This window comes from Variovorax sp. V213 (assembly GCF_041154455.1).
Lineage (GTDB): Bacteria > Pseudomonadota > Gammaproteobacteria > Burkholderiales > Burkholderiaceae_C > Variovorax.
Genome location: NZ_AP028664.1, coordinates 5,111,256 through 5,120,998 on the forward strand (window position 1 = coordinate 5,111,256; position 9,743 = coordinate 5,120,998).

Consider the following 9,743-nt stretch of genomic DNA (forward strand, 5'->3'; position numbering starts at 1 on the left):
AAACTCGCTCGAAGAGGCACGGCCGGCAGTGCTGCACAGATGATTTGCTCATGTGAAACCAACAAACGCATCGTTCCCCGCATAAGCACTTCTGCCGAGAATCGCCGCTCGGCCCGGCCCGGGCCCCTTTTTCTTTCCGATCCTGCGCGCCAGATGAACTTCCAACAACTGCGCTCGGTACGCGAGGCCGTGCGGTGCGGCTTCAACCTGACCGAGGTCGCCCACACCCTGCACACCTCCCAACCGGGCGTGAGCCGGCAGATCCGCGAACTGGAGGAAGAACTGGGCATCGAGCTCTTCGTGCGCGCCGGCAAGCGGCTCACCGGGCTCACCGAGCCCGGTGGCCACGTGCTGCCGATCATCGAACGCATGCTGATGGAGAGCAGCAACCTGCGGCTCGCCGGGCAGGAGTTCGTGGCGCAGCAGAGCGGGCTGCTCTCGGTGGCGGCCACGCATTCGCAGGCGCGCTATGCCATGCCGGTGGCGGTGCAGGAATTTCGCGCGCAATTTCCCAACGTGAAGCTGCACCTGCACCAGGGTTCGCCCAAGCAGATCGCGCAGATGCTGATCGACGGCGAGGCCGACGTCGGCATTGCGACCGAGGCGCTCGGCGACTATCCCCAGCTGGTGGCCCTGCCCTGCTACCGCTGGACGCACTCGGTGGTGGTGCCGCCGGGCCATGCGCTGCTCGATGCGCCGCTGACGCTCGAGGCGCTCACGCGCCATCCGCTCATCACCTACGACACCGGCTTTACCGGCCGCTCGCGCATCGACGAGGCCTTTGCGCAGCGCGGGCTCGAGCCCAACATCGTGCTGGCCGCCATGGACGCCGATGTGATCAAGACCTATGTGCAGCTGGGCATGGGCGTGGGCATCGTCGCCGGCGTGGCCTACGAAGCCGAGCGCGATACCCATTTGCGCGCTCTCGACGCGGGCCGGCTGTTCGGCATCAACCTGACCAAGCTGGCGGTACGGCGCGGCAACTACCTGCGCAAGTACGTCTACGCATTCATCGAGTCGTTCGCACCGACCTTGACGCGCACCGTGGTCGAAAAGGCTCTGGGCGATGAAGCGAAGGGATCGCACTACGAAATCTAGCGCCAGCGCGGACGTATTCAACGCTTGCCGTCACAGGATTAAAAAAGAAGCTGGCTGCTTCACACAGGGAGCGTACATTCGGATTAATTCCTTGGCTTCCCGGAACGGATCAGCAATGGCATCGACCCCGCAGCAGCAACAGCAAACCAAGGCCGCCCAGAAGGCCGCCGACGCCGCCGAACGGCGCGAGCGGCTCAGACGGGCGCTGCCTGCCACCGTGGAGTTGCTGCAGAGCCGGCAGGCCGACCGCATCGACGATGCCGACATCGATGCGTATGTGAGTCTTAACTGGCTCGAATGGCATGGCGGCGGCCTGCGGCTCACCATCACCGGGCGCAATGTCTGCGCCCAGTCGCTGCCCACCGTGGCAGCCTGAGGGCTTCACTCCCTCTCCAAAAAGAGCAAAGACCGCCGCAGGGAGCCCTGCGACGGTCTTGAAGCTGCGCGCGTGGCGTGCCGCGCTCTTTGTCTTACTGGTTGCCCACGATGATCTGCGCGATCACACCGGTGGCAATGGCCGCGAGCACGTAGTCGCCGCCCACGCCCACCCACTGGTAGCCGCGAGGGGGCGCCTGCAGCTGGTAGGCGCGGTAGTCGTTCACCACGTAGTTGCGGCCACGGTACTCATGCGGCACGCGTCCGCCGCGGCGCCATTCGGCATGCGGCTGGGGGTAGCCGCGGCGATCGAACTGGCGGCCGGGCCGGTAGTCTTCGCGGCTGTAGCGGTCGCCACGCCGGTTGTCGCGCCAGTTGTCGTGCCGGTCGAATTGGCGGTCCTGTTGTTCGTAGCGGCCGTTGCCCTGATCGTTGCTACGGTCATGGCCGCGATCGGGGCCGCGGTCTTGTGCGAAGGCGCTTCCCGCGGCCATGCACATCGCGAGCGCCGCAGCAGCGACGGCCATGCTCTTTGAATTGATGATCATCTGGAACTCCTTCGTGTTGATGACGAGTCCATTGTCAGTGGGGCTTGTGTCTGCTCGGGGCACATCAGGTCGCCGTCAGGTGAAATCAGGTAAGCGCTGGTATCGGGGCGGCGCGTTGTCCTTCAATCCGGGGCATAGCGGTTGACCACGACACCGCATTCGTAAGCCTTGGAGCCAAGCAAGCGCAGCTTGCTGCCTTTGTGCGGGTCGTGAAACACCGAGCGACCGCCGCCGACGGCCGTCGGATTCACGAAGAACTGAAACTCGTCGACCAGTCCTTCCGCGACGAGCGACGATGCAAAGCCGACGCCGCCGATGCAGAGAATGTTTGCGCCTGGCTGCTGCTTGAGCGCACTTACCTCGTCGGCCATGCTTCCGCCCGCAATGTCGGTACGCGGCCACCGCGACGTCTTCAGCTTGCCGGTGAGCACGACCTTGCGTGCGTCGACTACCTTCCGCGCGAAGGCGTAGCGCGGATCGGCGAGGTGGCTTCTTGCGGCGTGGCCCCAGTGGTCGAGGTAGCCCTCCTCGATGATCTTGCGGCTCAGAAGAATGGTGTCGACCGATTCGAACACCTCGTTGAAGTACTGCTTGAGCGCGTCGTCCCAACCCCAGCGGTCGCCCCAACCCCAAAGCTGCCAGTCCAGAGCGGGGTTGGAAGCCGCGACGCAGCCATCGACCGACATCTGCATTTGCAGAACGAGCTTTCTCATGAGGTTCTCCTTCGCCCGGACGCGCGCCGGTCAACTGATCTTTATTTGCAACCAGTTGAAGTATTGGATCACTGGTGCGAAAATGCAAGCAGTTTCAAAAAGAGAGCGATATTGGCGATGGCAAACCAGCAGAAATCCCCGTGCCCGATCAACCTGTCGCTCGAGGTCTTCGGCGACCGCTGGAGCCTGCTGATCGTTCGCGACATGATGTTTGCGGGCAAGCGGCACTTCAGGGAATTCCTCCAATCCGACGAAGGCATATCCTCGAACATCCTCACCGAGCGTCTGGGCAAGCTCGTGGAGCACGGAGTGCTCAGCAAGGCCGACGACCCCACGCACAAGCAGAAGGCCATCTACAGCCTGACACCCATGGGTGTCGACCTGCTGCCGGTGGTGGCGCAGATCGGCATCTGGGGACGCAAGCACCAGCCGGTCACACGCGAGAGCGCCGCGGCCGCGGCGGCCCTGGAAAAGGGAGGGCCGGTGCTCTGGAAGCAGATGCAGGCGGAGCTGCGCAAGACGCATGCGGCCGCCCGCAAGGGCTGAGCCCGGCGCTTCATCGAATGCGTTTAAGCTCGCGCCCAGCATGAAGCGACGACATCTTTTCCACCTGCTGGCCGGCATGTCCGCAGCCGCCGCGCTGGCCGCCTGCGGCAAGCGCAAGCCCTCCGCCGCCGCGTTGAAATCCGACGCCCGCGTGCTCGCGCTGGGCGACAGCCTGACTTTCGGCTACGGCGCGCCGCCCGAGGCGGCCTGGCCCGTGAAACTGGGCGAGCTCACCGGCTGGCAGATCGACAACGCGGGCATCAATGGCGACACCTCGGCCGGGGCGCTGGAACGCCTGCCGTCGCTGCTGGCGGCGGGCAGCTATGACGCGATCCTGATCGGCATCGGCGGCAACGACATGCTGCGCGGCGTGACGCCCTCTGCCACGCGCGACAACCTTGCGGCCCTCGTGAGCCAGGCGCGCGCGCACACGCCCCATGTCGCGCTGCTGGCCACGCCCTCGCCCGATGCGATGCGCGCGGCTGTCGGATCGCTCAGCGATGCGCCGTTCTACGACGAAGTCGCGAAGGCGGGGCAGGCGCTGCTCATCGCCAATGTGTATTCGAGCGTGCTGTCGGACGCCTCGCTGCGCTCCGACCGCATCCATGCCAATGCCAAGGGCTATGCCGAGGTCGCGCAGCAGCTCGCGGACCAGCTCAAGGCCGCGGGCTGGCGCTGACGAGGCTCAAGCAGCAACGGCGGCGCGCAGCAGGTCGACGTAGGCGCCCTGCACCAGCTGACCGGGTGCAGCGATTCGCGCAAGGTGTCGGGCGTGGTGGTGGGCGAGATGAGGCAGAACGGGCCAGCTTCGCGGCGATGAGCGCCACGCGTTCCACGCCGTCGATGCGGGCCTTGATTTCGATGTTTCTCGCCATGCGGCCGAGTCAGGGCGCGTTGCCCTGCGGGCCGACGGGTGGCGGCGCGGTGCGTCCGCTGGAGCCGGGCGCGAGCTTGCGGCCGAAGGACTCGCCCACCCTGCGCACCGGCCGGCTGGCTTTTTCCGACACATTGTTGACGCCGCGCCGCGTGGCGTCTTCGGCGCGGTCGATGCCGCGGCCGGCGGCGTCGGTGCCGCGCTGCACGCTGTTCACGACCTTGCTGTCGCGTGGCGGCGGGTTGAGCGTGTGCGCGGGCTGCACCTTGGGCGGGTTGTCGGCGCTCTGCGCGTGAACGGCGGCGGCGGGCAGCAACAGCAGCGCGGCGCTGCACGCGGCCAGCCTGAATGCATGGGCAGGCATCTTCTTGGTCATGATGGGCTTCCTTGTTCGTCGTTGGGTTCGGCGGCGGCGGCGCGCGCCATGCGCTCGCTCTTCCAGTAGACGTCGTCGCCGCCGTTCATCCGGTTCAGCACACGCGCGAGCACGAAGAGCAGGTCGCTGAGCCGGTTGAGATATTGGCGCAGCGCATCGTTGAGTTCAGCCGTTGCGCCCAGGGCCACCACGGCGCGCTCGGCCCGTCGCGCCACCGTGCGGCACACGTGCGCGAGCGCGGCCGCGCGCGTGCCTGCGGGCAGGATGAATTCGGCCAGGCGCGGCAGGGCGGCGTTGTGCTCGGCCAGTGCGTTGTCCAGCTGCAGCAGCGCGTCGGCCTTGAGCAGCGTGAAACCCGGCATCGAAAGCTCGCCGCCCAGATTGAAGAGCTGGTGCTGCACGTCGACGAGCAGCTCGCGCACGGGCTCCGGCATGGGCTCGCAGAGCAGCACGCCGATCTGCGAGTTGAGTTCGTCCACGTCGCCCATGGCGTGCACGCGCAGGTGGTCCTTGGGCACGCGCGTGTTGTCGCCGAGGCCGGTGGTGCCGTCGTCTCCGGTGCGGGTGGCGATTTGGGTGAGTCGGTTGCCCATGGGCGCTCCTGTTGGACCTGTTTTATCGCCGGATGGTCGACGCGTCGATCTTGCCGGCCAGCCATTGCAGGCCCGCCAGATGCTGCTGGTCGTGGCTGCAGAGGTAGTGAATGAGGCTGCGCATCGTGAGCGGTCCGTAGCCCTCGAACACGGCGGTGCGCGCCAGTTGCGCATCGCTCAGGTTCGAGATGATCTCCATGGTTTGCGCGCGCGCACTCCTGAACTCCGCCAGCACCTTGGCCGCATCGGCCATGCCGTAGGCGCGCGCAATGGCGAGCGGCTCGCTGTCGATCGAAGCCAGCGTGGGGTTGCGCTCTTCCAGCGTGCGGCGAAAGCGGACGTGATAGCCCTCGATCTCGATGTCACGCACATGGCACAGCTGCTCGATGGCCGTGAAGGCTTCGCTCGGAACGCCCTCCCACGAGGGCGGCGCCCAATGCCGGAATGCACCGGGGATGGCCGCATAGTGGGCCGCGAGTTGCGACGGAAAGGCCGCGAGTGTGCTGAGGGTCGTAGGGTTCATGGTTCTTGCCGAAGCGCATTATGGTGCTCGCTCCGTAAAATGACCGAACAGAGCCCGCCCCTCACCCTCTCCAGGAGACGCCCCGATGAACGCCCCGACCCAAACCTCGCACCTGATGCCGGCGCTTCATCTGCGCGACGTGCCCGAGAGCCTCATCGAAGGCTTGAAGGCGCGCTTCGGCGCCAACTGCTCCACGGCCATGGCGGTGCGCACGCAGCATGGGCGCGACGAGTCCTCGTTCGACGCCCCGCCGCCTTCGGCCGTGATCTTTGCCGAGAGCACGCAGGACGTGGCCGACGCCGTGAAGCTCGCGAGCGAGCACAGCGTGCCGGTCATTCCCTTCGGCGTGGGCTCATCGCTCGAAGGCCATCTGCTCGCGGTGCAGGGCGGCATCAGCATCGACGTGTCGCGCATGAACCAGGTGCTCTCGGTCAATGCCGACGACCTCACGGTCACGGTGCAGCCCGGCGTCACGCGCAAGCAGCTCAACGACGAGATCAAGAGCACGGGCCTGTTCTTCCCCATCGACCCGGGCGCGGACGCCTCCATCGGCGGCATGACGGCCACGCGCGCGAGCGGCACGAACGCGGTGCGTTACGGCACCATGCGCGAGAACGTGCTGGCGCTCGAAGTCGTGACGGCCGCGGGCGACGTCATCCGCACCGGCACACGCGCGAAAAAATCTTCTGCGGGCTATGACCTCACGCGCCTCATGGTGGGCAGCGAAGGCACGCTGGGCGTGGTTACCGAGGTCACGCTGCGCATCTATCCGCTGCCCGAGGCGGTGTCGGCCGCGATCTGCTCGTTCCCGAGCATCGAGGCCGCGGTGCGCACCACCATCGAGACCATTCAGCTCGGCGTGCCGATCGCGCGGGTCGAACTGATCGACGTGAACACGGTGCGCATGGTGAATACGTACGCCAAGCTGAACCTGCGCGAAGAGCCGATGCTGCTGATGGAATTCCACGGCTCGCCGGCCGGCGTGAAGGAACAGGCCGAGACGGTGCAGGAGCTCGCCAGCGGCCACGGTGGCAACGCCTTCGAATGGGCCAGCACGCCGGAAGAGCGCACCCGCCTGTGGACCGCACGGCACAATGCCTACTTCGCGGCCGTGCAGTCGCGCCCCGGCTGCCGGGTGATCTCGACCGACACCTGCGTCCCCATTTCGCGCCTGGCCGACTGCCTGCTCGACTCGGTGGCCGAGGCCGATGCGAGCGGCATCCCCTACTTCCTGGTGGGCCACGTGGGCGACGGCAATTTCCACTTCGGCTATCTGCTGGACCCCAACATTCCCGAAGAGCGCGTGAAGGCCGAGGAACTGAACCATGCGCTCGTGAGCCGCGCGCTGGCGCTGGAGGGCACCTGCACCGGCGAGCACGGCGTAGGGCTGCACAAGATGGACTTCCTGGTGACGGAAGCCGGCGTGGGCGCGATCGACATGATGCGCACGATCAAGCGCGCGCTCGACCCGAAGAACATCATGAACCCCGGGAAGATCTTCGCGCTCTGATCCGATCCGTTCACGGCGCCCATGAAAAAGCCCGGCGGCTCGCGAGAGCCCCGGGCTTTTTTGCCGATGGCCGCGCGTCTTACTTTCGGCGGCGAGCGGGCGCCGGCTCCGGCGGCACGTAGGTTTGCGACGGGGCCGCGCCACCGTCCACGCCCAGCCGGCCACCGCCGCCAAGTCCCTGGCCGCGCACGGTCTGCGCCTTGTAGTTGCGCAGCGAGCGAACCATCTGGTTGAAGGCGTCCATGAACGCCGCGGCAATCACCTTGCCCTGGGCGGTGTTGGTATAGCCGCCGAGCCCGCCGGCGGCGCGGCTGCCGAACACGGAGCCGAAGGCGCCGAAGTCGGTCTTGGAGGCGCTGCCCTCCGAAGCCGCCACCTGCACACCCGAGCGGTTGTCGATGAGCGTGAGCAGCGCACTGGCTTCCTTGGTCTGCAGGCTGCCACCGACGGCTGCCAGGGCGCGGCCCCGACCGCCGCCCACCAGGCCGCCCAGCGCACCGCCAATGCCCCCGGCATCGCTGTTGCTGAACACGATCTCGGGCGAAAGGCCGTAGTCGGACGCCACCATCTGGCCGCGGCCGAAGTTGCTGCCGCCGCGCATTTCGCCCGACTGCTGCAGCGCGCGCTCGCGCGTCATGGCGTTCATGCCGGCCGCGCCGCGCTCGACCACCACGAAGCAGTTCGACTGCTGCACCAGGAGGCGCAGCAGGTTGGCCGTGGGCGGCAGGCGGTATTCGCCGGTGAGGATGGTGTACCAGCCGGAGTTCACGTTCTCGATCAGCGAGACGGTGCCGAGCGGCGACTCGCAACGCTCGAGCTGGCCGCTTTCACCCGCGGTGGCCGAACCCGCCGCGCTGCCCGTGGCCATGGTCTTGGCCGACTGGCTGCCCATTTGCATGTCGGTGGCGGCACAACCGGCCAGCAGCAGCGCGCCCGCAGCCGCGGCCGCGAATGGAAATCTTGTGAACCTCATGATGATGGACTCCCTCTCCTCGAGATCTGGGTTGATGAGCTGCGGCGAGGATAAGCGCAAAAGATTGCAAGAAACAATCAAGCAAATGTCCGATCGGACAGCCCGCGCCTAGGCCGTTCGGCGGATGCGTTCGATCAACCCGTTGAGCGCCTCGATGGAGCCGAAGTGGATGGCCAGCTCGCCGCTTTCCTCGATCCTGCCGCCGCGCTTGCTGCGCTTCTTGATGCGGACCTCGACCTCGGCAGTGAGCAGGTCGGCCAGCTCTTCTTCCACGCGCTGCAGATCGCGCGACTTCTCGCCGTCGTTGCTGCGGCGCGAAGGCGTGAGCGTGAACTCGGCCGCGAGCCGCTTCACCAGCGCCTCGGCCTCGCGCACAGACATCTTCTTGGCGGCGATCTGGTTGGCGGCGGTGATCTGCGTGCCACGGTCCAGCGACAGGAGCGCACGGGCGTGGCCCATGTCGATGTCGCCGGCCATCAGCATCTGCTGCGCCGGCTCGGCCAGGTTCAGCAGCCGCAGCAGGTTGCTGGCGGCACTGCGTGAACGGCCCACGGCTTGAGCGGCCGCCTCGTGAGTGAGTCCAAACTCCGAAACCAGGCGTTGCAAGCCCTGGGCTTCTTCGAGCGGGTTGAGGTCTTCGCGCTGGATGTTCTCGATCAGCGACATGGCCGCCGCGGCCTCGTTGGGCACGTCGCGCACCAGCACCGGCACGCGGTCGAGGCCTGCGAGCCGGGCGGCACGGAAGCGGCGCTCGCCGGCGATGATTTCGAACTCGGCGTTCTTGGCCTCGGCCGACTCCCCGTCGAGGCGCCGCACGAGGATCGGCTGCATGATGCCCTGCGCCTTGATGCTCTCGGCGAGCTCGTACAGCGCGCCTTCGTCCATGCGGGTGCGCGGCTGGTAGACGCCGGCCACCATCTGGTCGAGCATCAGCGTGGTGGGGTTCTGCGCGGCGGCGCCCTCTTCCGTTCCTGCGTTGTCGACGGAATGCCCAGCCGTCGGGCCGAGCAGTGCTTCGAGGCCGCGCCCGAGGCCCTTGGGTTTCTTGGTCGCCATCAGTGCTTGTCTTTCGAGATTTCGTTCAATAGTTTCCGGCCCTGGGGCCAGTCGCCCAGGCCGGATTCGGCATTCAGGTGACCACCCGGGCCGGCGTCGACGAAGCGCGCGCGCCAGTCGGCCGCCAGCTGGCGCGAGCGCGCGGCGTCGCAATAGGGATCGTCGTTGGCGGCGACCAGCACCGCCGGAAATGGCATGGGCTGCCGCACGATGGGAGCCCAGCCCGGGATGAGCTGGCGCAGGTCGTCGCGCTCCAGGTCACCGGGCGCGACCAACAACGCGCCGCGCACCTTGTGCGTGTTGCGCGAATGCGCAGCCCAGGCCGCCACGAGGATGCAGCCCAGGCTGTGCGCGGCAAACACGACCGGACCGGGCGCGGCGAGCACTTCTTCCTCGAGCCGTGCAGACCAGTCGCCACGCAGCGGGCGCATCCACTCGTGCTGCTCGACGCGGCGGTCGCCGTAAGCGGATTCCCACCGGGTCTGCCAATGGCCGGGGCCGCTGTTCTGCCAGCCCGGCAGCAAGAGGATGCGGGGAATTGTCATCTGCTGGAAACTT

The 9,743-nt window shown here is 67.0% G+C and carries 13 protein-coding genes; 5 read left to right on the forward strand and 8 right to left on the reverse strand.

What is annotated here, in order from left to right:
- Positions 1-153 precede the first annotated feature (153 nt).
- Positions 154-1,098, forward strand: a complete 945-nt coding sequence (locus ACAM55_RS24125; RefSeq protein ID WP_369653943.1) for a CysB family HTH-type transcriptional regulator — start codon at positions 154-156, stop codon at positions 1,096-1,098.
- A 115-nt stretch (positions 1,099-1,213) separates the two neighbouring features.
- Complete coding sequence (locus ACAM55_RS24130) at positions 1,214-1,474, forward strand: hypothetical protein (protein ID WP_369653944.1); 261 nt, start codon at positions 1,214-1,216, stop codon at positions 1,472-1,474.
- 94 nt (positions 1,475-1,568) lie between these two features.
- Here the strand turns inward: ACAM55_RS24130 and ACAM55_RS24135 are convergent, their stop codons facing one another.
- A complete protein-coding gene (locus ACAM55_RS24135; protein ID WP_369653945.1) occupies positions 1,569-2,021 on the reverse strand; it encodes an RcnB family protein in 453 nt (150 codons plus the stop codon).
- 122 nt (positions 2,022-2,143) lie between these two features.
- A complete protein-coding gene (locus ACAM55_RS24140; protein ID WP_369653946.1) occupies positions 2,144-2,734 on the reverse strand; it encodes a dihydrofolate reductase family protein in 591 nt (196 codons plus the stop codon).
- 117 nt (positions 2,735-2,851) lie between these two features.
- On the opposite strand from ACAM55_RS24140, the gene ACAM55_RS24145 reads away from it, so the two are divergent.
- Together ACAM55_RS24145 and ACAM55_RS24150 are read left to right on the forward strand one after the other, a co-directional pair.
- Complete coding sequence (locus ACAM55_RS24145) at positions 2,852-3,280, forward strand: winged helix-turn-helix transcriptional regulator (protein WP_369653947.1); 429 nt, start codon at positions 2,852-2,854, stop codon at positions 3,278-3,280.
- Between the two features lie 40 nt (positions 3,281-3,320).
- Complete coding sequence (locus ACAM55_RS24150; protein ID WP_369653948.1) at positions 3,321-3,959, forward strand: GDSL-type esterase/lipase family protein; 639 nt, start codon at positions 3,321-3,323, stop codon at positions 3,957-3,959.
- Between the two features lie 205 nt (positions 3,960-4,164).
- Here the strand turns inward: ACAM55_RS24150 and ACAM55_RS24155 are convergent, their stop codons facing one another.
- The 3 genes from ACAM55_RS24155 to ACAM55_RS24165 are packed head-to-tail and all read right to left on the reverse strand — an operon-like array spanning position 4,165 to position 5,646.
- Positions 4,165-4,530 carry a hypothetical protein gene (locus ACAM55_RS24155; protein WP_369653949.1) on the reverse strand — a complete coding sequence of 122 codons (366 nt, stop codon included), beginning with the start codon at positions 4,528-4,530 and terminating at the stop codon, positions 4,165-4,167.
- Positions 4,527-5,123 (reverse strand): cob(I)yrinic acid a,c-diamide adenosyltransferase, encoded by a 597-nt coding sequence (locus tag ACAM55_RS24160; protein ID WP_369653950.1) that lies wholly within the window; start codon positions 5,121-5,123, stop codon positions 4,527-4,529. Before ACAM55_RS24160 ends, ACAM55_RS24155 begins: the two co-directional genes overlap by 4 nt.
- Positions 5,124-5,145: 22 nt before the next feature.
- Complete coding sequence (locus tag ACAM55_RS24165) at positions 5,146-5,646, reverse strand: DinB family protein (RefSeq protein WP_369653951.1); 501 nt, start codon at positions 5,644-5,646, stop codon at positions 5,146-5,148.
- Positions 5,647-5,731: 85 nt separating this feature from the next.
- Between ACAM55_RS24165 and ACAM55_RS24170 the strand changes: the two genes are divergently transcribed.
- Complete coding sequence (locus ACAM55_RS24170; protein ID WP_369653952.1) at positions 5,732-7,156, forward strand: FAD-binding oxidoreductase; 1,425 nt, start codon at positions 5,732-5,734, stop codon at positions 7,154-7,156.
- Between the two features lie 79 nt (positions 7,157-7,235).
- Here the strand turns inward: ACAM55_RS24170 and ACAM55_RS24175 are convergent, their stop codons facing one another.
- From ACAM55_RS24175 to ACAM55_RS24185, 3 genes are all read right to left on the reverse strand, one after another.
- Positions 7,236-8,129, reverse strand: a complete 894-nt coding sequence (locus ACAM55_RS24175; RefSeq protein ID WP_369653953.1) for a CsgG/HfaB family protein — start codon at positions 8,127-8,129, stop codon at positions 7,236-7,238.
- A 108-nt stretch (positions 8,130-8,237) separates the two neighbouring features.
- On the reverse strand, positions 8,238-9,185 hold the full coding sequence (locus tag ACAM55_RS24180; protein WP_369653954.1) for a ParB/RepB/Spo0J family partition protein: 948 nt from the start codon (positions 9,183-9,185) through the stop codon (positions 8,238-8,240).
- Entirely contained in the window at positions 9,185-9,730 is a 546-nt protein-coding gene (locus tag ACAM55_RS24185) for an RBBP9/YdeN family alpha/beta hydrolase (protein WP_369653955.1), read from the reverse strand. The genes ACAM55_RS24180 and ACAM55_RS24185 overlap by 1 nt, the downstream gene beginning before the upstream one ends.
- Between the last annotated feature and the right edge of the window lie 13 nt (positions 9,731-9,743).